This window comes from Leifsonia lichenia (assembly GCF_054780215.1).
In genome coordinates this window covers 173,669-196,968 of the sequence record NZ_BAAGWT010000002.1, presented here as the reverse complement: position 1 = coordinate 196,968, position 23,300 = coordinate 173,669, and the positions used below count along the sequence as shown (strand labels likewise).

Here is a 23,300-nt window from a genome sequence, read left to right as displayed (position 1 = left end):
GTTTTGAGGTGAAAAAGCCTGGGCTCGATTGCTACGGGAGGAGGTCGGGGCGGACGGCGCTGGTGCGCGCGAGCTGCTGCTCGCGGCGCCAGGCGGCGATCGCTCCGTGGTTGCCGGAGAGCAGGATCGGCGGCACCTCGTGGCCGCGCCAGGTGGCCGGCTTGGTGTAGCTGGGATATTCGAGCAGGCCGTCCTCGTGCGATTCCTGCACGAGGCTCTCCGGGTTGCCGACCACCCCGGGGATGAGGCGGCCGACCGCCTCGATCATCGCCATCGTCGCCACTTCTCCCCCGTTGAGCACGTAGTCGCCGATGCTCATCAGGCGCACGCGGGCTCGGGATGCGGTGTCGTCGAAGACGCGCTGGTCGATGCCTTCGTACCTGCCGCATCCGAAGACCAGGTGCTTCTCCTCCGCGAGCTCGCGCGCGATCCGCTGGGTGAACACCTCCCCGGCCGGCGACGGGAAGATCACCAGGGGGTCGCCCGGCGTCGCCTCCAGGATGCCGTCGAGCGCTTCGCCCCACGGCTCCGGCTTCATCACCATGCCCGCTCCCCCGCCGTACGGGGTGTCGTCGACCGTGCGGTGCCTGTCGTGGGCGTGGTCGCGCAGGTTGTGGACCCCGAGGTCGATCAGGCCGGTCTGGCGGGCTTTGCCGAGGAGGGAGATGTCGAGCACATCGAAGAACTCGGGGAAGATCGTGACGATGTCGATGCGCATCCCCCCAGCCTATTCGAGCGCTGCTACTGCGGCACGACGGCGAGCTCCCTGTCGCGCGGCACGAGCGGCGCCGCGATCACCGGGCACAGCGCGACGGCCGCGAACGCGAGCGGATAGCCGAGCAGCGTGATCAGCCCGCCAACTGCCGGCCCCACCACGGAGGCCGCGAGGAACTGTCCGGTGTTCTGCGTGCCGAGCGCCCTGCCGGACCAGAACGGTCCGGCGATCTCCGCCACCGAGGTGTACGCCAGCCCGTTGTCCGCCACGGTCACGATCGCCGCCACGATCAGGATCACCGCCGCCCACACCGCGCCGAGAGCCGACGCCGCGGCCATCAGCAGCATCACGACGGCGGCGGCGACGGACACCCAGCGCAGCGGAAGCAGGTGGCTGCCGACCCTGTCGCTCAGCAGGCCGACGCCGATGCGGCCGAGCGCCCCGGCGAACTGGCTCACGCCGATCACGATCCCGGCCGCGAGGGCGGAGAAGTGCAGTTGGGTCACCAGCCACACCAGCCCGAACGTCGACACCGTGAACTGCGGGATCACCAGCAGCATCGACACCCCGTGGATGCGCCACAGCAGCGAGGTCTCCCGGTACGGCTTCCACACGGCCTGGGGATGCGCCTCCCCTCCCGTCACCTTCGGAGGCCGGGGCGGGTCCACGATCCCGACGGCGCAGAGCACGGCGGACACGGCACAGAGCACCGCAGGCACCGCCAGTGCGGCGGCGATCCCTCCGGAGGCGGCGAGCTGCGGAATGGTGAGTGCCGCGACCGCCACGCCGAGCGGCTGGCACATCTGCCGGATGCCCATCGCGAGTCCCCTGCGCTCTTTCGGGAACCAGCCGATCACCACGCGCCCGCTGGCGGCGTTGGGACTCGCGGAGGCCATGCCGCCGATCAGGAACAGCGCTCCGAGGCTGAGGTAGTCGCTGGCGAACATCGCGGCGAAGGCGACCGCCGCCGTGAGCGCGAGGCCGGAGGCGATCACCCAGCGTTCTCCGATCCGGTCGCTGAGCGCTCCCCACCCGATCAGGGTGATGACGAGTCCGAGCGTCGGCGCGGAGGCGAGCAGACCGGCCTGCGCGAGGCTGAGTCCGCGCTCGGTGTGCAGCAGCGGGATGAGGAACGCCGGCGTCGAGACGAACACGGTGGAGCTGGCCTGGGCGATGACGCCGAAGGTCAGCATGAGCCACGGTCGCGGTGTGCGTTGTACGGTGGAGATCACGAGGTATACCCTAGCGGTATACCGTCTTGGTATACCAAAGGAGTCCGCGTGCCAGAGCAATCGACCGTCTACGACCGCCTGCGCGCGCAGATCCTCGACCTGGAGCGGATGCCGGGCGCCCGCCTCACCGAGCGCGGCCTCGAGACCGACCTCGGCGCATCCCGCACTCCCCTGCGCGCAGCACTGATGCGCCTGGAGGGCGACGGCCTGGTGGAGCGCGACGGACGCGCCTGGCAGATCACGCCGATCGACCTCGGCGAGATCGCCAGGCTCAGCGAGCTGAGGGATGCGGTCGAGTCGGCTGCTGTGCGCCACAGCTGCGCCCGCGCTTCCGACGACGCCATCGCCTCGCTCACGAACAGGCTCGGCGAGTTCGACTTGCAGCGTCCGAGTGACGACGCCATGCGCGCAGGCACGCACTTCCACGTGGAGCTGGCGAGCCTGTCCGGCAACCACTTCTTCGCCGACAGCGTCGACGCCGCGATGACGCGCCTCGCCCGCACCCGCTGGCTGGAGGTGCGGACCGAGGACGCCAGACGCACGGCCTGGGAGGAGCACCGCGACATCCTGACTCTGCTGGCGGCACGGGATGCGGACGCGGCGGCAGACAGCATCCACCGGCACATCATCGGCACCCACGAACGCCTGATGGCGGCACTGGATGCGGACACCCGCTCTCTGCGCGCCCGCGGCCTCGCGATCGTCCGCTGACGATACGAGCGCTGACGACACGGACGCAGAAAGAGCCCCGACTCCCGGTCGGGGCTCTTCTGTCAGAGTGCGTCACTCGGCGGCTGGTGCGTCCGTCTCCGGCTCGTCGTCCGGCAGTTCCTCGAACAGTCCGGCCGGCGGGGTGAGCGTGACCGTTCCCGCCGTCACGTCGACCTCGGGCACGATCGCCTTGACGAACGGAACCAGCACTTCGCCGTTCGCCGTCTTGATCGCGAGCAGGTCCTGTGCCGGAAGGTGGTCGACGCGGGCGACCGTTCCCACCTTCGCGCCGTCGCGGATCGCATCCAGCCCGACCAGTTGGTGGTCGTACCAGGCGTCGTCCTCGTCCGGCAGTTCCTTCACATCCTGGCTCACCCAGAGAATGGCCTTGATGAGGGTCTCCGCCTCTGAGCGGTCGTCGACGCCGGAGAAGAACGCCACGGCGTGTCCGTTGTACCAGCGCAGCTCGGTCAGCTCGAGGGTCTTGCCGTGCCACTTGGATGCGGTCGGCACCTGCAGGGTGAAGACCGCTCCAGGAACGAACCGCTTCTCCGGCTCGTCCGTGTAGAGCTCGACCTTGATCGCGCCCTTCAGGCCGTGGGCCTTGGTGAGCCTGCCGACACGCAGTTGGGTCTCATCCGGTCGTGGAGCGGCGTCCTTGCGGGGCAGCTTGTGGTCGGCCACCTCAGTCGTCGACGACGTCGACGCGGACGCGTCGGCCGTCGGCCAGCGCACCGACCAGGGTCCGCAGCGCCTTGGCGGTGCGGCCAGAGCGGCCGATGACCCTGCCGAGGTCCTCGGGGTTCACACGAACCTCGAGGACCTCGCCACGGGGCGAACTCTTTGCAACGACGTGCACGTCGTCCGGGTGATCCACGATCCCCTTGACGAGGTGCGCGAGTGCGGGTGCGAGCAAGGTGTTACGCCTTCTCGCCGTCGGCGGCAGCGTCGGTGATTTCCTCAGCCTCGGCGACGACCTCGGCCTCAGCGGCCTCCTCGGCCTCGACCTCGGCCTCGACGACGGCCTCAGCCTCGGCGACGACCGGCTTCTCAGCCTTCGGCTTCAGGACGGGCTTCTTCTTCTCGTCGGCCTGGAACTCGACCTTGGCTTCCTTGACCTTGACCGTGCTCGTGGCGTTCTTGTCGCCCTTGAACTGGCCCCAGTCGCCGGTGAGCTTGAGGAGGGCGAGGACCTGCTCGGTCGGCTGTGCGCCGACGCTGAGCCAGTACTGCGCGCGCTCGGAGTCGACCTGGATGACCGAGGGCTCCTCGGTCGGGTGGTACAGACCGATCTCCTCGATGACGCGGCCGTCGCGCTTGGTGCGCGAGTCGGCGACGACGATGCGGTAGTACGGTGCGCGGATCTTGCCGAGGCGCTTCAGACGGATCTTGACAGACACAAATTCTCCTGTGTGTATGAGTGACGTGACGAACTGTCTGCCGTGAGCGTGGGGGCACACTCGGCAGGAGGTCTATGGTGTTCCATCGCACCTGATTAGAGGGTCGGGTACGAGGGAACTCAACTAGCTATTCTGTCAGACAACGCCGCCCTTTGAACAATCGGATGATTGGGACGACCACTATGCAGATCGAATTCTCGGAATCCGAGCGTTCCACCGTCGGAGTCGAATGGGAGCTCGCCCTGGTCGACGCGTCCACGGGAGACCTCGTCCAGATCGCCCAGGAAGTGCTGGATGCGCTCTCGACGGACGGCGAGGAGCATCCGCAGATCACCCACGAACTGCTCCTCAACACCGTCGAGCTGGTCAGCAGAGTGCACCGCACTGTTCCGGATGCGATCGAGGACCTCCAGGGGCTGATCGGCCTCGTCCGTGAGGTGATCGACCCGCTCGGTGTTGAGCTGATGTGCGCGGGCACGCACCCGTTCGCCCAGTGGTTCGACCAGAAGGTAACGCCGAACGAGCGCTACGACCGCCTGCTGGACCGCACGCAGTGGTGGGGCAGGCAGATGATGATCTGGGGCATCCACGTGCACGTCGGCATCGACGACAGGGACAAGGCGCTCCCCATCGTCAACGGCCTGCTCACCTACTATCCGCACCTGCAGGCGCTGAGCGCGTCGAGTCCGTTCTGGGCGGGGGCGAACACGGGGTACGCGTCGAACAGGGCGCTGATGTTCCAGCAGCTCCCCACCGCTGGCCTGCCCTGGCAGTTCGGAAGCTGGGCCAACTACGAGGAGTACGTGCAGGATCTCGTGACGACCGGCGTGGTGACCGACCACAGCGAGGTGCGCTGGGACATCCGGCCGTCGCCGAAGTGGGGCACGGTCGAGATGCGCGCCTGCGACGGGCTGTCGACCGCGGACGAGGTGGGGGCCGTCGCGGCGCTCATCCACTGCCTCACCGACCGGATGTCCGGCCAGCTCGACGACGGAGAGGAGCCGGTGACGCTCCAGCCGTGGTTCGTGCGCGAGAACAAGTGGCGGGCGGCACGCTACGGGCTCGACGCCGAGATCATCACGGCGCCGGACGGCAGCGAACGGCTGGTGTCCGACTCGCTGCGCGACCTGATCGTGGATCTCTCCCCCACGGCAGAACGCCTCGGCTGCCTCGCCGAGCTCGAGACCGTCGACGTGATCCTGTCGAAGGGCGCCAGCTATCAGCGACAGCTCCGGGTGGCCGAGTCGAACGGCGGCAGTCTGCAGGCCGTCGTCAGCTCGCTCACCCACGAGCTGCGCGACGGGCTCGACCGGAGCTGACCTGCGGCGACCCCGTCCCCTCAGCATCCGCAGGGAGACGGCACCGTATGCTGTCTAACTGTGTTCGCCCGACCGATAGCCCGAATCGCCGCCGTCACCATCGCCACCATCGTCATTGCTGTGACCGCTGGATGCACCGCCCTATCGGGCGAGACCACCTTCACAGGAGCGCCGGAAGCGACCCCGACCCCGCAGGCGACGTCCGGCGCGCCCGTACGCGCCGCCGCAATCGGCGACTCCATCGCCATCGGAAACGGCGTCCCGTACGACGATGCCTGGCCGTTCCTGGTCGCCGACCAGTTCGGCTGGACGCTCAACGACTTCGCCGACAGCGCCTCCGGCTTCATCGCCCCCGGGCTCAACACCCACACCTATGAGGCGCAGGTCAGTCAGGCCATCGCACTCCGCCCGCAGGTGGTCATCATCGCGGCGACGCGCAACGACACTCTCGGCTCGACGATCGAGCTCAAGAACACCGCGACGACGCAGCTCCAGCGACTCCGGACGGCCCTGCCGGACGCGGTCATCATCGGCGTCGGGCCGATCTGGGGAGCAGGCACTCCGACACCGGCCACTCCGGTGGTCGCGAGCATCGTCCGCAGCGCCGTCCTGGCCGTCGACGGCACCTGGGTGGATGTGGGCCAGCCGTTCCAGAACCGCGCCGATCTGGTGCAGAAGGACAACGTGCATCCCACCGCTGACGGCCAGCATCTGCTCGCCGGACTGATCGCCGACAAGATCGCCGCTGCGCGCATCACGACCAAGACGGACACCGCCGTCTCGCGCTGAGAACCGAACCTTCCGAAATACACAGCTTTCACGCAGCTTCGTGCCCTTACTCTCGCTCCGTGCGTCTGTCTACCCGTGGCCTCCGAGTGGCCGTTCTCGCCGCTGCCACGGCTGCCGTCGTCGTCCTCACGGGATGCTCGGCCGGCGCCCCGCAGGAACCCGTCGCCGGCTTGCGCTCCGCCGCCCCAGCACCCCAGGTCGCTGAGCGTCCCGTTGCGGTCGCGATCGGCGATTCGATCGCGTTCGGCAAGGGCATCCGGCAGGATCAGGCCTGGCCGTCGCTCGTGGCGAAGACCCACAAGTGGCAGCTCACCGACCTCGCCGTCTCCGGCTCCGGCTTCCTGCACCCCGGCTGGAACGGCACGACGTTCCAGCAGCAGGTCGACCAGGCCGTGAAGCTGAAGCCGGACTACATCCTGATCGCCGCGACCAGGAACGACCGGCTGGAGGACCCGGCCGCGCTTGCTCAGAAGAGCACGGAGCTTCTCGGCAGGCTGCGCTCGACGTTCCCGCACGCGCACATCATCGGCGTGACGGCGATCTGGGGAGCAGACAAGCCGCCGGCGACCATCACGATGGTCGACGACGCGTTCGCAGCCGCCATCGACGGCGTGGACGGCACGCTCATCGACATCGGCTTCCCGCTGGCCGGCCACGCGGACTGGGTGCAGCCGGATGGCATCCACCCGAATCCCACAGGCCAGGAGGTCGTCGCCAAGACGATCGAGGCCAAGCTCGCCCCAAACGCCCTCGCCCTCTAACCCCCTAACGCGCAACGAGTGGTCCCGAATCGCCGTGCGCTGAGGCGCGCCTGCGGCAATTCGGGACCACTCGTTGGAGCGGAAGGGCGATGGGCCAGGGCGAGGGGCCGGGGCTAGCGGCCGAGGAATTTCTGGAGCGAGGCCAGCTCCTCCTCGGACGGCCCTCCCGGCTTGCCTGCGCCGCCGCCCAGACCGAAGCCGGAGCCGCCCGGCGTGCCGGTCGACGGCTTCGTCCCGGAGGTGATCGCGGCGTTCTCCGCCGCACGCTTGGCCGGGTTGCCGGAGCGTGAGCCCTTCTTCTTGGGCTGCTGCTTGGCCTTGCCGCCGTAGCTGGCGCCCGGGATCGGACCCATGCCCGGCACGTTCGGCACGCCGCCCTTGGCGACGGTCTTCATCATCTTCGCGGCCTGCTCGAAGCGGTTGACGAGCTGATTCACCTCGGTCACCGTGGAGCCGGAGCCCTTCGCGATGCGGAGGCGGCGCGAGCCGTTGAGCAGCTTCGGCGTCGTGCGCTCCGCCTTGGTCATCGACTGGATGATCGCCTCCGTGCGCACGATCTCCTTCTCGTCGAAGTTGTCGAGCTGCTGCTTCATGGCGCCTGCGCCCGGCAGCATCCCCATCATCTTCTTGATGGAGCCCATGTTGCGGAGCTGCTGCATCTGCTTGAGGAAGTCGTCGAGCGTGAAGCTGTCCGTCGCGAACTTCTCGGCGACCTTGCGCGCCTCGTCTTCGTCGAAGGCTTCCTGGGCCTGCTCGATGAGGGTGAGGATGTCACCCAGGTCGAGGATGCGGCTGGCCATGCGGTCGGGGTGGAACGGCTCGAAGTCGTCCAGTCCCTCACCCGTGGAGGCGAAGATGATCGGGCGGCCGGTGACCGAGGCGACGGAGAGCGCAGCACCGCCGCGGGCGTCGCCGTCGAGCTTGGAGAGCACGACGCCGGTGAAGTCGACGCCGTCCTGGAACGCCTTGGCTGTCGCGACAGCGTCCTGACCGATCATGGCGTCGATCACGAACAGCACTTCGTCCGGGTCGACGGCCTTGCGGATGTCCGACGCCTGTTTCATCAGCTCGGCGTCGACGCCGAGACGGCCCGCGGTGTCGACGATGACCGTGTCGTACTGCTTGGTCTCGGCGAACTTCAGAGCGTCTTTCGCGACGCGCACCGGGTTGCCGACGCCGTTTCCCGGCTCGGGAGCGTAGACGGGCACCCCGGCCTGCTCCCCGACGATCTGGAGCTGCGTGACAGCGTTCGGTCGCTGGAGGTCGGCGGCCACGAGGACGGGCGTGTGGCCGTCTTTGACGAGCCACTTCGCCAGCTTGCCCGCGAGGGTCGTCTTTCCCGCTCCCTGGAGACCGGCGAGCATGATGACGGTCGGCGGCTTCTTCGCGAACTGCAGGCGGCGCTGCTGGCCGCCGAGGATCGCGACGAGTTCCTCGTTGACGATCTGCACGACCTGCTGGGCCGGGTTGAGGGCTTTGTTGACCTCGTCGCTCAGTGCGCGCTCGCGCACCTTGCCGGTGAACTCCTTGACGACGTCGAGCGCGACGTCGGCGTCGAGCAGGGCGCGACGGATCTCGCGCACCGTGCCGTCGACGTCTGCCGGGGAGAGCTTGCCCTTGGTGCGGAGGTTCTTGAAGGTATCTGCCAGGCGGTCAGACAGCGATCCGAAAGTAGCCATGATCGTGCCAGTTTACCGGGCGGATGCTGTGCGTCAGGATTGCGTGTCGACGGCGACCACGTCGCCCCGGATGTCGAACGACACGGTGAGCAGCGCATCCGACTCGTCGGGGCTGATCGAGTAGTCGAACGTGGCGAAGACCTCGTCCTCGTCCGAGTGGTCCGGCTGCAGCAGGATGCGCAGCAGTTGCAGGGAGCGCAGCACGTCCACGGCGATGTCGCCGGAGTTGTGCACCAGCAGATCGATCAGGCTGTCCCCCAGCTTGTCGACGTGCTCGTCGATGTACGCCACGGTCGCCGACTGGCGCGAGCTGAGCTCGGCGATCAGCGCATCCCGCGCCCGGGCGTCGAAGCCGTCGATCGCCTGGATCATGGCCGCGGCGGCGTCCAGCGCGAACTCGGGCACGGCGGACTCGTCGTCCGCCAGCAGATCGACCTCGACCACCTGTTCGGAGAGGTCTGCCGTGTCATTCCACGCGAGCCCACCGGATGCGGTCTCGTCGATGACGCCGAAAAAATCGTGTTCGATGGCCATGTCCGCGACCCTAGCCGACCAACTGCTGAGCGAAGACGTGCGGGGTGAAGCCGGTGATGTCGTTGATGCCCTCGCCCTGGCCGACCAGTTTGATCGGGATGCCCGTCTTCTCCTGCACGGCGAGCACGAAGCCGCCCTTCGCGGAGCCGTCGAGCTTCGTGAGCACGAGGCCGGTCACCCCGGCGTGCTCGATGAACGCCTCGGCCTGCGCCAGCCCGTTCTGGCCGGTGGTGGCGTCGAGGACGAGCAGCACCTCGGAGATCGGAGCCTGCTTCTCGACCACCCTCTTGATCTTGGAGAGCTCGTCCATCAGGCCGCCCTTGGTCTGCAGGCGTCCCGCCGTGTCGATGATGACGATCTCCGTGCCGTCCGCCTTGGCCTTCTCGACCGTCTGGAAGGCGACGGATGCGGGATCCTGGCCCTGCTGCTGCGGCCGCACGATGTCGGCGCCGGCGCGCTCCGCCCAGGTGGCGAGCTGCTCGACGGCCGCCGCGCGGAAGGTGTCGGCCGCGCCGACGACGACGGTGCGGTCGTAGGTGCGGAGGAACTTCGCGAACTTGCCGATCGTGGTGGTCTTGCCGACGCCGTTGACGCCGACCACGAGCACGATCGCGGGACGCTCGCTCAGCTTGAGCGTGGTGTCGAGCTTGGACAGGCGCTCTTCGAGGCTCTCTTTGAGCATCCGCTGCAGATCCGCGGGGTCGGTGGTGTGGTACCTGTCGACCTTGGCGCGCAGGTCGTCCACGATCGCCTCCGTCACGTCCGGGCCGAAGTCGGCGGTGATCAGCGCCGTCTCCAGGTCGTCCCAGGTGGTGTCGTCGATCGTCTTCTTCGCGAACATGCCGCGGAGCGCGCCGGACAAAGACCAGGGGGTGCGTTCTGCCATAGCTCTCAGACTAGTTGTTACCGTGTGACCATGTTCTCTCTGGTGGCAGTGTCGGCGGAGCTCGCCGAGTGGCTCGTCGCGATCGAGGCGGGCGGAGACGACGCGGTGCATCAGGCGCGCATCAGAGTGCGGCGGCTGCGGAGCATCCTGAGCGTCGACCGGCGCGCGTTCGAGAAGGACGAGGCGAAGCGGCTCAGGAGGAGGCTCGGCGTTCTCGGCTCCCAGCTCGGCACCGTCCGCGATCTGGAGGTGCGCGCCAACGCTCTGGCCGCCCTGATCACCGACGCCGGTGCCGGTGCCGACGACATCGACCAGGCGACAGTGGATGCGGTCACCGCGTTCTCCGCCGACGCCCGCGCGGCGCACGCGGCGGCCGTCACCGCGCTCGTCGGCGACCTGCACGGCCGCGCGCACCGCCAGCTCCTCGCCGACGTCGTCTCGTTCGCCGCGAATCCGCCGCTCAGTGCGCGCGGCGCAAAGCATCCGAAGCGGACGGCGAGGAAGGCCCTGGCGCACGCGGGTGGGCGCCTGCTGGAGCAGGATGGCGACTCGCTCGACGCCAGGCACGCCACCAGGAAGGCCGCCAGACGGCTTCGCTACGCCGCGGAGGCGGTCTCCGACACCTTCGGCCGCGACGCCGTTCGCGTCGCCGCAGCGGCAGAGGCCCTGCAGAACGCGCTCGGCGACCACCGCGACCTGGTGCTGCTCGCGGCGCACCTGCGGCAGAAGGCGGAGGACGCCGACCTCGGCCCGGCGGCGGCGGCAGGGATCGCGAGACTCGCCTCCCGCTGCGACGAGCGCGCAGAGGAGCACCTGTCCGGGCTGGACGACCTGGTCGACGCGGTGGCTCGCGCACTCTGAACGACTCCGCATCCGCATCCCAGGGCGCCCACCGCATCCGGAGCTAGCGTCTGAGGAGTGGACCGCCGCACTGTCGCCCTGCGCCTCGCGGCCGAGGTCGCCGCGCCGATCGTCATCGCCCTGCTCACCGCGGGAGCGCTGTCCGTCGCGCTCGACGCGCACGGTCAGCACCAGTTCTTCTACGACGGCGACTCGCTCGTGCTCCCGCTGTTCCAGCAGTCGCTCGCGCGCGGCGAACCGCTGCAGTGGGTGATGTCCTCTCAGCTCTTCCTGCTGCCGGAGCTGCCGTTCTACCTGCTCTGCTCGCTCGTCGCGGGCGGAGCGGTGAAAGCAGCGCTCGTGCTGAACGCGATCCTCAACGCGGTCGTGCTCTCGCTGCTGCTACGCGCCGCCTCCGGTCGGCTGCGCTGGAGCAGCCCGTGGGCGAGGCTCGGCGCCCCGTTCGTCGCCTCGCTGCTGTTCGTGGCGTTCCTGCTGCTGGATGTGCGGGGTGCGCAGACGAACGAGTCGATCGCGACCTTCACCGTGCTCACCACGTATTACTACGGCGCGACGTTCGTCGCGCTCGCCGTGCTGGCACTCGCGCTGCACGCGACCGGCGGCTTGCGGACGAGGCCGCGCATCCGGTCGGCCGGCTACGCCTGCTACGCGGTCGCGGCGGGTCTGCTCCTGGCTGTCGAGACGGTGTCTAATCCACTGGTGGTGTTCCAGTTCGCCGTGCCGCTCGGGCTCGCGCTTTGTCTCGCCGTCGTGCTGCGCTGGGTGCCGTGGCGGATGGCGGCGGTCGTGCTCGCGCCGCTCGCCGCGGCGGCGGTCGTCGGGTACGCCGCGCGGTTCGCGCTCGGCCGCTACCTGCTGCCCGGCGCGACGAGCTACGTGCACCTGAACCAGATTCCGGAGAGCATCCGCTTCTTCTCCGGGGTCGCTGTCTCGTTCCTGAGCGCGCCGGGCGGGATCGCGGAGGCGGCCGTGCTCGCGCTGCTGCTCGGCGCGTGCGTGGCGGTGCTGCGGGCGGCGCGAGGCGCGGGCGACGCGGTGCTCCCCCTGTTCGTGCTGTGCGCCGTGGCGGTCACGCTCGTCGGGACCGTGCTCGTCGGCAGCACGGCGACCCGGTATCTCGGACCGGTGTTCGTGTTCCCGCTGCTGATCCTGGTGCACCCGCTGCTCTGGCGCAGGATGCAGGTGCTCGCGCGCTTCCGGTGGCCCGCGCGCGCATCCGGGGTGCGTGCGGCGGGAGCGCGCGCGGTCGGTGTGCGCGCTGTTCGGGTCCGCGCTGTTCGTGTCCGCACTGTTCGGGTCCGCGCAGTGGGCGCTGCTGCGGCCATCGCCGTCGCTGTCGCCGCGATCGTGGCCGCCGCGCCCGCGGCAGGGAGCCTGCGCGCGGTGACCGCCGCCCCCGGCAGCCCGGGGCTCACCTGCCTGGAGAACTGGATCGGCGACCGCTCGCTCACCGGGGAGGGCTCGTACTGGGCCGTCCGCGCCCTCGACCTCTACGGCACCCGCCGCGTCGACGTGCTGCAGGTCGACAGCACGCTCGGCGCACGGGCCTGGATGACCGACCTGGCGTCGTTCGACGACCGCATCCCGAGCTACTTCATCGTGGATGCGCCCGCCCGCCGCGCCCAAGCGCTCACCGAGCTCGGAACACCGGAACGCGTGGTGGACTGCGGCGTGTTCCAGATCTACGACTACAGCGGCACGCGCGGGGAAGCGACGATGACCACGAAGCTGGCGTCGAGCATCCGCTACCAGCTCACGACCCGCGGCTACCCGGAGAGGGTGGAGGAGGCGACGCGCGACCGCGACCGCGACCGCTGACCATGGCCGCCGACCGGAGCTCCGGTTAGGACGCCTGCTCCTGCGCCACGCGCTGGCCGACCACCGCTGACACGCCGTCCTGACGCATCGAGACGCCGTAGAGGGCGTCGGCGATCTCCATGGTGCGCTTCTGGTGCGTGATCACGATGAGCTGACTGGACTCGCGCAGGTCTTCGAAGATCGTCAGCAGGCGGCCGAGGTTCGCGTCGTCGAGGGCGGCCTCGACCTCGTCCATGATGTAGAACGGGCTGGGGCGCGCCTTGAAGATCGCGATGAGCAGCGCGACCGCCGCCAGCGACCGTTCGCCGCCCGACAGCAGCGACAGACGCTCGATCTTCTTGCCCGCGGGCTTCACCGAGACCTCGATGCCGGTGGTCAGCAGGTTCTCCGGGTCAGTCAGCGAGATGCTGCCCGTGCCACCGGGGAACAGAATCGGGAAGACGTAGCCGAACGCCTCCTTGGTGTCCTCGAACGCCGACTCGAAGATGGTCTGCATCTTCTCGTCGATCTCCTCGATGATCGTCAGCAGGTCCTTGCGAGTGTTCGTGAGGTCGGTGAGCTGCTCGGTGAGGAACTTGTGGCGCTGCTCGAGAGCGGCGAACTCCTCCAGCGCGAGCGGGTTGACCCTGCCCAACTGGGCGAGCTTGCGCTCCGCGGCGGCGAGGCGCTTCTGCTGCTGCTCGCGGTTGAACGGGACGGTCTCGCGCTCGGCGGCAGCAGCGGCGTCGGCATCGTCGGCATCGTCGGCGTCGTCTGCGTCGCGTGCGTCGCGTGCGTCGGCGTCCGCGTCGTCGCGCTCCGGCGCCGGCCCGTCCACCGGGATGGGGACCTCCGGGCCGTACTCGGCCACCAGCACGTCCTCCACCAGGCCGAGCTCGCTGCCCGCACGCTCCAGCAGACTCGACAGGTGCAGCTTCTTCTCGTAGATCTGCAGTTCGAGGCCGTGCACGCTCTCGGTGATGACCTGCAAGCGGTCGCGCACCGTGTTCTCCTCGCGACGCAGCGTCGCAAGCTCCTCGTTCTGACTCGACCGCTTCGCCTCTGCGGCGGCGAGCTCGAGGCGCGCCTGCGCGACGGAGCGATCGACGGAGTCGAGCACGGCGGGCAGCGCCTCGATGACGCCGGTGGCCGCGTCGATCTGCCTGCGGCGGATCACGGCGCGGCGGGCGGCCTCCTCTGCGGCGGCGCGCTCGGCGTCGAGCTGTCTGGCGAGGGCTTCTCCCCTGGCCTGCTCAGCGCGCACGCGCTCCTTCGCGGTCTCGACGGCGAGCCGGGACTCGACCTCCGCCTCCCTGGCCGCCTCGAGCTCGGTGGAGAGCGCATCCCTGGCGCTCACATCCAGGATCGGACGCGGACGCGAGCGGGCCGTCTCCAGCTCCGCCTTCGCCCTCTCGGCCGCCGCCTCCGCGTCTGCGACGCGCTCCGCGGCGAGCGACAGCGCCGTGCTGAGACGGTCGAACTCGGCCTGAGACGCCTCCAACTGCACCTTGAGCCGGTTGAGCTGTTCGGTCTGCGCCGCCAGCTTCGCGTCGAACTCGCGGAGCGAGGCGAGGGCGGCCTGCGACTGCTCCTTCGCCACCTGCAGCACACCGCGCTGCTCGGCGAGGGCGAACTTCGCGCGGTCGATCAGGGAGGTGACCTCGCCCAGGCGGTCGGCGGCCGCATCCCGGTCGGCGATGAGCTCGATGCGGCTCTGCTTGGCGCCGGAGCCGCCGCGCAGCACGTAGTCGGTGAGCACGTCGCCGGACTTCGTGATGATCGTGACAGGGCCGCCGAGCGCGCGGGTCGCGAACGCCGTCGCTGCAGCGCGCGCCGCATCCAGGTCGTCGGCGATGGCCGTGAACGCGAGGATGCCCAGCACGCCGTCCGGAGCCTCCACCACCGAGCGGGCGGCGACGACCCCCGAGACGCCGCCGAGGTCGACCTCCGACGCCGCGGCGTCAGCGATGATGACCTCGACCCTGCCGAGGTCGTCCGAGGACGCCTGAGCGACCGCGTCGAAGGCGGCGGAGCGGTCCTCGGCGAGCACCGCATCCGCCAGCGACCCGAGGGCAGCGGCGATCGACGCCTCGAACCCGGGATGCACGCGGATGTGCTCGGCGACGAGGCCGCGCACGCCAGGCAGGCGGGCGGCGACGAGCGCGGCGGAGCCGTCTTTCTGGTCGAGCGCCATCGAGAGCGCGCTCGTGCGCGCGGCGAGGGCGTCGCGTTCGCGCTCCAGCGTGTGCAGCTCCTCGCGCAGTCGCTCGATCTCGCCCTCGGCTTCGAACACGTCGGCCTGCGCCAGTTCGTACGCCTCGTCGAGGTTGCCCTCTCCGACATCGGCCGTCGCGGCCTCCGCCTCGCGGGAGGCGAACTCGGCACGCGCCTTCTCGCGGCGGTCGGTCGCCGCATCCAGAGCGTTCTGCTGGCGCAGCACTTCGCCGCGCACGGCGGCGAGCCGCTGCGCTGCGGCGTCGGCCTGACCGGTCAGCTTGGACAGTTCGAGGTCGTGGCGCGAGACCAGGGCGCTCTGCGCGGCGATCTCGTCGTCGACCGCGTCGAGCCGCCCGCGAGCGGAGCGCGTTGCGGCCTGCGCGGCGGTCCACGCGGCCTCCGCGTCCGTCACGACCGTGCGGAGTCTGTCGACCTCGTCGCGCGCATCCTGCACCATCTGCCGGCTGACGCTAGGGCCCGCATCCGGAGCGTCGGCCTGGCTGCCGAGCAGGGCGAGCCGCTGGTTGGCCATCGTGTAGAGGTTGCGCAGGCGTTCCTGCACAGACTCCAGCCCGAACGCGGTGCGCCTGGCGATGTCGACCTCGTCGCCGACCTGCGCCTGCTCCAGGCGCGCGACGCGAAGCTGCTTCTGCTCCAACTGCTCCTGCAGCACGATCCGCTCGCTGTGCCGCTCGGACTCCGTGCGGCCGTGGTCGTCGAGCGCCGTGCGCAGCGCCACCACGTCGTCGGCCAGGATGCGGGCTCGGGCGTCGCGGACGACGGCCGCGATCGACTGCGCCTCCCTGGCGATCTCGGCCTGGTGGCCCAGCGGTTTGAGCTGCCGCCTGATCTCCCCGGCGAGGTCGCTCAGACGGGTGAGGTTGGTCTGCATCGCCTCCAGCTTGCGGAGGGTCTTCTCCTTGCGGCGGCGGTGCTTGAGGATTCCGGCGGCCTCCTCGATGAAGCCGCGCCGGTCCTCTGGGCTCGCGTGCAGCACGGCATCCAGTTGGCCCTGGCCGACGATGACGTGCATCTCGCGGCCGAGGCCCGAGTCGCTGAGGAGCTCCTGCACGTCGAGCAGGCGGCAGGCGGAGCCGTTGATCGCGTACTCGCTCCCGCCGTTGCGGAACAGCGTGCGCGAGATGGTGACCTCGGAGTACTCGATCGGCAGGGCGCCGTCGGAGTTGTCGATGGTGAGGGTGACCTCGGCGCGGCCGAGAGGACCGCGGGTGGAGGTCCCGGCGAAGATGACGTCCTCCATCTTGCCGCCGCGGAGGGTCTTGGCGCCCTGCTCCCCCATGACCCAGGCGAGCGCATCCACCACGTTGGACTTGCCGGAGCCGTTCGGCCCGACCACGCAGGTGACACCCTGCTCGAAGGCGAACGTCGTCGGCTGCGCGAACGACTTGAATCCCTTGAGCGTCAGGCTCTTCAGATACACCCGCTCGCCCTCTCTCTGGTCCGTCTGTCGCGTCGTTCGCCCCAAATTTACCCGACCACACCCCCGCACCCCGCCACCGACGCGATCGAGCCCAGGGTTCTTCACCTCAAAACGCGCGTTTGCGGTGAAAAAGCCTGGGCTCGATGGCTGGGCGGGCGACGGGAGGGCGACGGGCGGGTCAGCCGACGCCGAGGTAGGCCTCTTTGATGGCGGGGTTGGCGAGGAGCTCTTTGCCGGTGCCGGAGTGGGTGATGGAGCCCGTCTCCAGGACGAAGCCGCGGTGGGCGCGGGCGAGTGCCTGGTTGGCGTTCTGCTCGACCAGGAGGATCGTCGTGCCCTGCTTGTTGATCTCGGTGATGATCGAGAAGATCTGCTTGATGAACTGCGGGGCGAGCCCCATGGACGGTTCGTCGAGCAGCAGCAACCGCGGAGCGGACATCAGCGCGCGACCGATGGCGAGCATCTGCTGCTCGCCGCCGGACATCGTGCCGCCGACCTGCGTCTTGCGTTCGGCGAGCCGGGGGAAAAGCGCGAACACGCGCTCGAAGTCGGCGTCCATCCCGCTCCGGTCCTTGCGGCCGAAAGCGCCCATGTCCAGGTTCTCCAGCACCGTCATGCCGGGGAAGATGCCCCGGCCTTCCGGCGCCTGCGAGATGCCGCGGATCACCCGGATGTGCGCCTTCATCTTGGTGATGTCCTGGCCGTCGAAGGTGATCGACCCCTGCGACGGGTTCAAGATGCCGGAGATCGTCTTCATCGTGGTCGACTTGCCTGCACCGTTCGCACCGATCAGGCTGACGATCTCACCCTCATCCACCGAGAACGACATGTCGTGGATGGCCTCGATGCGGCCGTACGAGACGCTCACGTTCTTCAGCTCAAGCAACGTCATCTTCAGGCTCTCCCAGGTAGGCGGCGATCACGCGCTGGTCGTTGCGGATCGCGGTCGGAACGTCGTCAGCGAGCTTGCGCCCGAACTCGAGCACCACGATCCGGTCGGTGACGCCCATCACCAGCCGCATGTCGTGCTCGATCAGCAGCACCGTGTATCCATCGGCCCTGATCGTGCGGATGAGGTCCATCAGGTCCTCTTTCTCCGCCGGGTTGAAGCCGGCGGCCGGCTCGTCCAGGCACAGCACCTTCGGGTCGGTGGCCAACGCTCTGGCGATCTCGAGCCTCCGCTGGTAGCCGTACGGCAACTGACGGGATGCGGTGCTCGCCAGGTCGGCGATCCCCACGAACTCGAGCAGCGCCATCCCGCGCTCGATGGCGCTCTTCTCCTCCCGGATGTGCCTGGGCGAGCGCACCAACGCGCCCGGCACGCTGGTGCGGTGCCTGGCGTCCAGCCCCACCACCACGTTCTCCAGTGCGCTCATCTCACCGAACAGGCGGATGTTCTGGAACGTCCTGGCGAGTCCGAGCCTGGTGATCTGGTGCTGCTTCCTTCCCTTGATCGACGTGCCTTCGAGCAGCACGTCGCCGCTGGTCGGCTTGTAGACGCCGGTCATGGCGTTGAAGCAGGTGGTCTTCCCTGCGCCGTTCGGGCCGATCAGGCCGAGGATCTCCCCGCGCTTGATGTCGAAGCTCACGTCGTCGAGGGCGAGGAGCCCGCCGAACTTGACCGTGAGGTTCTTCACCTCGACGAGCTTGTCCCCGACCTCCACGGCGATCTCGCGGTCTGGCGCAGCCGCCGCCGCGACCTCGAGGTCCACATCCAGGTCGGCGAGGGCCTCGGCGTCTGCGCCCTCCGGCAGGTCGGCGTTCGCCGGCCGTTCTGCGTTCGCGTCGCGGGCGTCGGTCATGATGCGCCTCCGTTCGGCGTTGCTGGCGGGGTCACCGGCGTCGTGGGCGCAGGCGACGATGGCGGGGCCGGTGTGCTGCCCGTGCTGGGCGGCGGCGTCGGTTTCGTCACCAGATATTTGTATGCGTTCCTGCCGTAGGCGAGCAGGCGCTGCTTCGCCGGCACCAGGCCCTTCGCGCGGAAGATCATCAGCACCACGAGGGCGACGCCGAAGATCAGGTACTTGTAGTCGGCGATGGCAGTGAATCGCAGCGGGATGTACGCCACGATCGCGCCACCGAGCAGGGCACCGACCTTGTTGCCCGTGCCTCCCAGCACCACGGCCGCGAGGAACAGGATGGAGGTCTGCACGTCGAACTTCTGGTTGTTCACGAAGCCGACCTGACCGGCGAACAGCGCCCCGGAGAGACCGCCGACGGCCGCGCCGATCGCGAACGCCCACACCTTGTACTTGAAGGTCGGCACGCCCATGATCTCCGCGGCGTCCTCGTCCTCCCTGATGGCGATCCAGGCGCGTCCGACGCGGCTGCGCTCCATGTTGCCGACCAGCAGCAGCACGATGATGATGATCGTGAGCGTCAGCCAGTACCACGGGATGCCGTTCGAGTTCGAGAAGATCGGGATGCCTTTGTCGGTCTCCCCCGGAGGGTGGCCGACGTTCTGGAAGCCGACCTGACCCTTCAGCGCCGGGATGATCGTGGCCAGGATGCGCACGATCTCACCGAAGCCGAGCGTCACGATCGCCAGGTAGTCACCGCGGAGCCGGAGAGTCGGAACGCCGAGCACCACGCCGAAGATCATCGCGACCGCCATCGCCACCGGAATCGTCCAGAGATACGGGATCTTGGTGAACGGCGAGTCCGGGCTGGTCAGCATGGCCGCCGTGTACGACCCGACCGCGAAGAACGCCACGTAGCCGAGGTCGAGGAGTCCGGCGTAGCCGACCACCACGTTCAGGCCGACCGCGATCAGCGCATACACCGCCATCGCGAAGCAGGCCAGCGGCCAGTCGTTGCCAGGCTCGGTGGTCAGCGGGAAGAAGTTCAGGTACGGCAGGGCGAAGGCGAGCGCCACCACGATGAGCATCCACAGCCACTGCACCTGCCGGGGCAGGCCGTTCCAGCGGTCGCGGAAGCCCTGCAGCGGGCCGCCTCTCTTGCGCCTTGCCTCCGCAGCATCCGCCGCCTGCTCGCTGCGCGCATCCGGGAGGACCTTGGGTCCGTCTGTCGTGCTCATGCTCTGCTCCTCCCCAGTGAGGTACCGAGGATGCCCGTCGGCTTGACCAGCAGGACGAGCACCAGCACCACGAAGGCGATGACGTCTGTCCACTGGGAGTCGCCCAACAGGATCTGTCCGTAGTTTCCGATCAATCCGAGCAGAAGTCCACCCAGGAGCGCTCCGCGCACGTTGCCGATGCCGCCGAGCACCGCGGCGGCGAACGCCTTGATGCCGAGGACGAAGCCTCCGGTGTAGATCACGCCGGACGGCACGAGCATCACGTAGAACAGGGCGGCCGCACCGGCGAGGATGCCGCCGAGCACGAATGTGATCACGATGATCCGCTCCTTGTTCACCCCCATCAGGGTCGCGGTGTCCGGGTCCTGGGCGACGGCACGGATGCCGCGCCCTGTGCGGGTGCGCCGGATGAACATGTCGGTCACGATCATCAGGATGACCGCGGCAACGACGATGATGATCGACTGGCTGTTGATGATGGTGCCGAACACGTCGAACACCGGGATCGGCTTGAACATCGTCACGGCAGGCTCGGCGTTCGCGCCGCGGATCACGAAGATCAGCGACTGGATGGCGAACGACGCGCCGATCGCGGTGATGAGGAACGCCAATCGTGGCGCGTTGCGTCTTCGCAACGGCCGGTATGCGATGCGTTCCAGCAGGAACGCGGTGACGGCCGAGGCCACCATGCCGACGAGCAGCGCCAGGAGGATGTCCCCGATGATCGCCGCGAGCGACAGGTTCGGGATGGAGGGGCCGAAGCCCAGCGAGGTGAGGGTGATGACGACGCCGTACGCGCCGACGATGAACACCTCGGAGTGGGCGAAGTTGATCAGGTTCAGCACGCCGTAGACGAGCGTGTACCCGACGGCGATCAGGCCGTAGATGGCCCCGAAGGTGAGGCCGTCGAAGGTCGCGCCCCAGAAGTTCTGTATGAGGGAAGGGACATCGAAATTGATCCAGGAGTTGTCGATGACCGGGTGGAGGACAAGCAATTCGAGCATTCAGGCATCCAGATCGAACGGGAGGGGATCGTACGTGATCCGGTCGGAAACGGACAGGAGGGACGACGGATGCGGCGGGCGGCGCGGAAAGCCGCCCGCCGCATCCACTTTCTGTGTCGCGCTATCCGATGGTTCCGATCGGGACGATCTTGCCGCCCTCGACCTTGTACCCGTAGACGGTCGGCGCCTGCAGCTCACCGGTGGAGTCCCACTTGTAGTGCTTGCTCAGGCCGTCCTTGTCGTAGGACTTCACGAAGTCCTTGAGGTCGGCACGGGTGGTCTTGCCCTGGTCGATGCCGGACAGGAGCACGGTCGCCGCGTCGTAGCCCTCGATGGAGTACGTTCCTGGCTCCGCGCTGGCGAGCGTCTTGTACGCCTTCTCGAAGTCCGGGATCAGCTCACCGGGGATGCAGGGGCAGGTGAAGTACGCGTTGCTGGACGCGTCGCCTGCCAGCTTGATGAACTGGTCGTCCTTCACACCGTCCGGTCCGACGAACGTTCCCTCGAAGCCCTTCGCGACGAGCTGCTGGTCGAACGGAGCACCCTCGGCGTAGTAGCCCGAGTAGTAGACCGCATCCGGCTTCGCGTTGATGATCTTCGAGACGACCGCCGAGAAGTCCTTCTGGCCGGTGGTCACCTTGTCCGTGCCGACGAGGGCGTCGCCGAGCGCCTTGGAGGTGGTGGTGGCGAGACCGATTCCGTAGTCGGAGTCGTCCTGGACCAGGTAGACCTTCTTGGCTTCGAGCTTCCCGGTGAGGAACTTCGCCGCTGCAGGACCCTGCACGGCGTCATTGCCGAGGCCGCGGAAGAACGTCGTCCAGCCGTTCTTCGTCAGGTCGGGGTTGGTCGCGGACGGGGTGATGTGCACCAGGCCCTGCTGCTCGAAGATGTTGCCGGTGGCCTTCGACTCTCCCGAGAACGGGAGGCCGACGACGCCGACGATGTCGGCTTCGTTGACCGCCTGGGTCACCGGACCGGTCGCCTTGTTCGGGTCGCCTTCCGTGTCGAACTTCTTGAAGCCGACCTGGCAGCCCTTGTTGGCCTCGTTGTGCTGGTTGATGGCCAACTGGATGCCGTTGTAGATGTTGATTCCGAGCTGGGCGTTCGGGCCGGTCTCGGCTCCGACGTAGCCGATGGTCAGGCCGGCAGGACAAGTGGCCTTCCCGTCTCCCGCGGGGAGGACGGCGTCCTTCGGGGTGTCGATCGAGGTGATGGCCGGAATGTTGACCTTCGCGCTCGTGTTCGTGGAACCACCCGTGGACGCCTGGTTGGCGCATCCCGCGAGGAACAGCGCGGCTGACGCTGCAACAGCCGCACCGATGATGACTTTCTTTCGTAGCATCTCTTGCCTCTCGACGTGAAATTCGTAACGAAGCGGCGTGGTTGCCTCTTCGCACCACGAATATGTGTGTCGAGAGTACATGCATTGCAACTAATCGCAACTCTCTTTTCGACGGAGATTTACACGATCGAAACCAAACGGGCCAGCTCTGTTCACACCGGTGCCGTCGGGTTAGGCTCGAAAACGGTCGGCGTCGACGGTGCGGTCGCTGCGGGTCGGCCGTGCGACCACGATCGACGAGGAGGCGGCCGGATGCCGAGCGACGGGGACTTCTCGATCGTGCGCATCCCCCTGCCGGAACGCCTCGGAACGCCGGAGTCCGCCGCCTTCGAAGAGCTCGTCTCCGTGATGAACGGGATCGCGTACGAGCTCTGGGGCAACGACGACTTCGTCTACACGGCGGAGGCCGAGCTGGCGTCGTTCCGCGCGCAGGAGTTCCACGAGAAGCTGGTGTTCGCCGCGATCCTCGACGGCGCGATCGTGGGACGTGTCGTCGCCGACTTCCCGCTGGAGGAGGACGCGATCACGGCGACGCTGCTGGTGGATGTGGCTCCCGCGGTCCGCGGGCGCGGCATCGGGTCCGCTCTGCTGGCGAAGGGCGAGGAGCTTGCGGCGGAGGGAGGGCGCACGGCCCTGTCGGCGTACACCGAGCATCCCGTGGCGTCGTTGGCGACCGGTGGGGAACTCGTGCGCGCAGCGGAGGGATCGAGCGGCCTGCCCGCCGATGCGCCCGACGTGCGGTTCGCACTCTCGCACGGCTACCGGCTCGGCCAGATCGAGCGGTCGAGCGAGCTGACGCTTCCGCTGCCGCCCTCCCTCACCGACAGGCTGCTGGCCGACGCTGTCGCCCACTCGGACGGCTACCGCACGGTGAGCTGGTGGCGGCACACCCCTGACGAGTTCGCCGACGCGTTCGCCGCGCTCAAGGAACGGATGACGACCGACGTGCCGCAGGCGGGCATCGCACTCGACGACGAGGCCTGGACGCCGGAGCGCGTCCGGCAGCACGAGGACGAGCTGGCCGGGCGAGGTGAACCGCTGCTGGTGACGGTCGCCCAGCACCTCCAGACCGGCGAGCTGGCGGCGTACACCGAGATCGCGCTGCCGGACGACGGCGACAAGGCGGAGCAGTACGACACGCTCGTGGCGGCCGCGCACCGCGGGCGGCGACTGGGCACGCTGGTGAAACTGGAGAACCTGCGCCGCCTCGCCGGCCTCGCCCCGCGCATCCACCGGCTGCTGACCTGGAATGCCGACGAGAACACGCCGATGCTCGCGGTGAACGAGGCCTTCGGCTTCCGTCTCCACGCCCTGACCGGAAACTGGCAGAAGACGCTCCCCTGAGCGCCCAGCACTTCCCGCCCCGCGATTCTCCTTCCGAACGGAGAAAGCGGTGCATCCGGCCACGGTCTCCGTTCGGAAGGAGAATCCGTCGGCGTGTCAGGCGAGACGTCCTGCGTTACGCACAACAGGAGACTCTGCGCGACACGCCGCCCGCAGCTCCGTTCGGACGGAAGTTCCGCGGCGGCGGGCGCGAATCTCCTGCCGAACACGAGCGTTGCTCGGGCGCGGCGC

At 68.6% G+C, this 23,300-nt stretch carries 21 protein-coding genes; 7 read left to right on the top strand and 14 right to left on the bottom strand.

Annotation, left to right across the window (positions count from 1 at the left end):
• Positions 1–31 precede the first annotated feature (31 nt).
• Complete coding sequence (gene trmD, locus ACYVGI_RS05440) at positions 32–718, bottom strand: tRNA (guanosine(37)-N1)-methyltransferase TrmD (protein WP_460631646.1); 687 nt, start codon at positions 716–718, stop codon at positions 32–34.
• Positions 719–741: 23 nt separating this feature from the next.
• Entirely contained in the window at positions 742–1,908 is a 1,167-nt protein-coding gene (locus ACYVGI_RS05435) for an MFS transporter (RefSeq protein WP_460632404.1), read from the bottom strand.
• Between the two features lie 87 nt (positions 1,909–1,995).
• On the opposite strand from ACYVGI_RS05435, the gene ACYVGI_RS05430 reads away from it, so the two are divergent.
• Positions 1,996–2,658, top strand: a complete 663-nt coding sequence (locus tag ACYVGI_RS05430; RefSeq protein WP_460631645.1) for a GntR family transcriptional regulator — start codon at positions 1,996–1,998, stop codon at positions 2,656–2,658.
• A 72-nt stretch (positions 2,659–2,730) separates the two neighbouring features.
• Here ACYVGI_RS05430 and rimM read toward each other — a convergent pair whose 3' ends face one another.
• From rimM to rpsP, 3 genes are read right to left on the bottom strand one after another with little or no spacing between them, the layout of a single operon-like run.
• Positions 2,731–3,342, bottom strand: a complete 612-nt coding sequence (gene rimM / locus ACYVGI_RS05425; protein ID WP_460631644.1) for a ribosome maturation factor RimM — start codon at positions 3,340–3,342, stop codon at positions 2,731–2,733.
• 1 nt (position 3,343) lies between these two features.
• Complete coding sequence (locus ACYVGI_RS05420) at positions 3,344–3,574, bottom strand: RNA-binding protein (RefSeq protein ID WP_055893072.1); 231 nt, start codon at positions 3,572–3,574, stop codon at positions 3,344–3,346.
• 4 nt (positions 3,575–3,578) lie between these two features.
• On the bottom strand, positions 3,579–4,058 hold the full coding sequence (gene rpsP, locus ACYVGI_RS05415; RefSeq protein ID WP_402849314.1) for a 30S ribosomal protein S16: 480 nt from the start codon (positions 4,056–4,058) through the stop codon (positions 3,579–3,581).
• 182 nt (positions 4,059–4,240) lie between these two features.
• On the opposite strand from rpsP, the gene ACYVGI_RS05410 reads away from it, so the two are divergent.
• Genes ACYVGI_RS05410 through ACYVGI_RS05400 form a run of 3 tightly spaced genes read left to right on the top strand, consistent with a single transcriptional unit; the run spans position 4,241 to position 6,927 of the window.
• The gene (locus tag ACYVGI_RS05410) at positions 4,241–5,377 is read left to right on the top strand and encodes a glutamate--cysteine ligase (protein WP_460631643.1); all 1,137 of its coding nucleotides are present in this window, start codon (positions 4,241–4,243) and stop codon (positions 5,375–5,377) included.
• A 60-nt stretch (positions 5,378–5,437) separates the two neighbouring features.
• Positions 5,438–6,166, top strand: coding sequence for an SGNH/GDSL hydrolase family protein (locus ACYVGI_RS05405; protein WP_460631642.1), 729 nt, complete (start codon positions 5,438–5,440; stop codon positions 6,164–6,166).
• A gap of 59 nt (positions 6,167–6,225) precedes the next feature.
• On the top strand, positions 6,226–6,927 hold the full coding sequence (locus ACYVGI_RS05400) for an SGNH/GDSL hydrolase family protein (RefSeq protein ID WP_460631641.1): 702 nt from the start codon (positions 6,226–6,228) through the stop codon (positions 6,925–6,927).
• Positions 6,928–7,040: 113 nt separating this feature from the next.
• On the opposite strand, the gene ffh is transcribed toward ACYVGI_RS05400, so the two are convergent.
• From ffh to ftsY, 3 genes are read right to left on the bottom strand one after another with little or no spacing between them, the layout of a single operon-like run.
• Positions 7,041–8,606 (bottom strand): signal recognition particle protein, encoded by a 1,566-nt coding sequence (gene ffh / locus ACYVGI_RS05395; protein ID WP_460631640.1) that lies wholly within the window; start codon positions 8,604–8,606, stop codon positions 7,041–7,043.
• Positions 8,607–8,639: 33 nt separating this feature from the next.
• On the bottom strand, positions 8,640–9,140 hold the full coding sequence (locus ACYVGI_RS05390; RefSeq protein WP_460631639.1) for a DUF2004 domain-containing protein: 501 nt from the start codon (positions 9,138–9,140) through the stop codon (positions 8,640–8,642).
• Between the two features lie 10 nt (positions 9,141–9,150).
• Positions 9,151–10,026, bottom strand: coding sequence for a signal recognition particle-docking protein FtsY (gene ftsY / locus ACYVGI_RS05385; RefSeq protein WP_460631638.1), 876 nt, complete (start codon positions 10,024–10,026; stop codon positions 9,151–9,153).
• Between the two features lie 30 nt (positions 10,027–10,056).
• Between ftsY and ACYVGI_RS05380 the strand changes: the two genes are divergently transcribed.
• Positions 10,057–10,887 (top strand): CHAD domain-containing protein, encoded by an 831-nt coding sequence (locus ACYVGI_RS05380; RefSeq protein ID WP_460631637.1) that lies wholly within the window; start codon positions 10,057–10,059, stop codon positions 10,885–10,887.
• Positions 10,888–10,944: 57 nt separating this feature from the next.
• Entirely contained in the window at positions 10,945–12,705 is a 1,761-nt protein-coding gene (locus ACYVGI_RS05375) for a hypothetical protein (protein WP_460631636.1), read from the top strand.
• A 25-nt stretch (positions 12,706–12,730) separates the two neighbouring features.
• Here the strand turns inward: ACYVGI_RS05375 and smc are convergent, their stop codons facing one another.
• The 6 genes from smc to ACYVGI_RS05345 all read right to left on the bottom strand — a co-directional run bounded on the left by smc (position 12,731) and on the right by ACYVGI_RS05345 (position 21,725).
• Entirely contained in the window at positions 12,731–16,342 is a 3,612-nt protein-coding gene (gene smc, locus ACYVGI_RS05370; protein ID WP_460631635.1) for a chromosome segregation protein SMC, read from the bottom strand.
• Positions 16,343–16,520: 178 nt separating this feature from the next.
• A complete protein-coding gene (locus ACYVGI_RS05365) occupies positions 16,521–17,234 on the bottom strand; it encodes an ABC transporter ATP-binding protein (protein WP_460631634.1) in 714 nt (237 codons plus the stop codon).
• On the bottom strand, positions 17,221–18,144 hold the full coding sequence (locus ACYVGI_RS05360; RefSeq protein ID WP_460631633.1) for an ABC transporter ATP-binding protein: 924 nt from the start codon (positions 18,142–18,144) through the stop codon (positions 17,221–17,223). Before ACYVGI_RS05360 ends, ACYVGI_RS05365 begins: the two co-directional genes overlap by 14 nt.
• On the bottom strand, positions 18,141–19,379 hold the full coding sequence (locus ACYVGI_RS05355; RefSeq protein ID WP_460631632.1) for a branched-chain amino acid ABC transporter permease: 1,239 nt from the start codon (positions 19,377–19,379) through the stop codon (positions 18,141–18,143). Before ACYVGI_RS05355 ends, ACYVGI_RS05360 begins: the two co-directional genes overlap by 4 nt.
• Entirely contained in the window at positions 19,376–20,383 is a 1,008-nt protein-coding gene (locus ACYVGI_RS05350) for a branched-chain amino acid ABC transporter permease (protein ID WP_055893030.1), read from the bottom strand. Before ACYVGI_RS05350 ends, ACYVGI_RS05355 begins: the two co-directional genes overlap by 4 nt.
• Before the next feature lie 121 nt (positions 20,384–20,504).
• The gene (locus tag ACYVGI_RS05345) at positions 20,505–21,725 is read right to left on the bottom strand and encodes a branched-chain amino acid ABC transporter substrate-binding protein (RefSeq protein WP_055893026.1); all 1,221 of its coding nucleotides are present in this window, start codon (positions 21,723–21,725) and stop codon (positions 20,505–20,507) included.
• A 252-nt stretch (positions 21,726–21,977) separates the two neighbouring features.
• Here ACYVGI_RS05345 and ACYVGI_RS05340 point away from each other — a divergent pair, with 252 nt between their 5' ends.
• Positions 21,978–23,069, top strand: a complete 1,092-nt coding sequence (locus ACYVGI_RS05340) for a GNAT family N-acetyltransferase (protein WP_460631631.1) — start codon at positions 21,978–21,980, stop codon at positions 23,067–23,069.
• The last annotated feature ends 231 nt before the right edge of the window (positions 23,070–23,300 follow it).

What these genes read in the sequence shown, in the direction of transcription:
- trmD (WP_460631646.1), bottom strand. Translation starts at nt 718, where the DNA reads ATGCGCATCGACATCGTCACGATCTTCCCCGAGTTCTTCGATGTGCTC.
- ACYVGI_RS05435 (WP_460632404.1), bottom strand. Translation starts at nt 1,908, where the DNA reads ATGCTGACCTTCGGCGTCATCGCCCAGGCCAGCTCCACCGTGTTCGTC.
- ACYVGI_RS05410 (WP_460631643.1), top strand. Translation starts at nt 4,241, where the DNA reads ATGCAGATCGAATTCTCGGAATCCGAGCGTTCCACCGTCGGAGTCGAA.
- ffh (WP_460631640.1), bottom strand. Translation starts at nt 8,606, where the DNA reads ATGGCTACTTTCGGATCGCTGTCTGACCGCCTGGCAGATACCTTCAAG.
- ACYVGI_RS05390 (WP_460631639.1), bottom strand. Translation starts at nt 9,140, where the DNA reads ATGGCCATCGAACACGATTTTTTCGGCGTCATCGACGAGACCGCATCC.
- ftsY (WP_460631638.1), bottom strand. Translation starts at nt 10,026, where the DNA reads ATGGCAGAACGCACCCCCTGGTCTTTGTCCGGCGCGCTCCGCGGCATG.
- ACYVGI_RS05380 (WP_460631637.1), top strand. Translation starts at nt 10,057, where the DNA reads ATGTTCTCTCTGGTGGCAGTGTCGGCGGAGCTCGCCGAGTGGCTCGTC.
- ACYVGI_RS05365 (WP_460631634.1), bottom strand. Translation starts at nt 17,234, where the DNA reads ATGACGTTGCTTGAGCTGAAGAACGTGAGCGTCTCGTACGGCCGCATC.
- ACYVGI_RS05360 (WP_460631633.1), bottom strand. Translation starts at nt 18,144, where the DNA reads ATGACCGACGCCCGCGACGCGAACGCAGAACGGCCGGCGAACGCCGAC.
- ACYVGI_RS05355 (WP_460631632.1), bottom strand. Translation starts at nt 19,379, where the DNA reads ATGAGCACGACAGACGGACCCAAGGTCCTCCCGGATGCGCGCAGCGAG.
- ACYVGI_RS05350 (WP_055893030.1), bottom strand. Translation starts at nt 20,383, where the DNA reads ATGCTCGAATTGCTTGTCCTCCACCCGGTCATCGACAACTCCTGGATC.
- ACYVGI_RS05345 (WP_055893026.1), bottom strand. Translation starts at nt 21,725, where the DNA reads ATGCTACGAAAGAAAGTCATCATCGGTGCGGCTGTTGCAGCGTCAGCC.
- ACYVGI_RS05340 (WP_460631631.1), top strand. Translation starts at nt 21,978, where the DNA reads ATGCCGAGCGACGGGGACTTCTCGATCGTGCGCATCCCCCTGCCGGAA.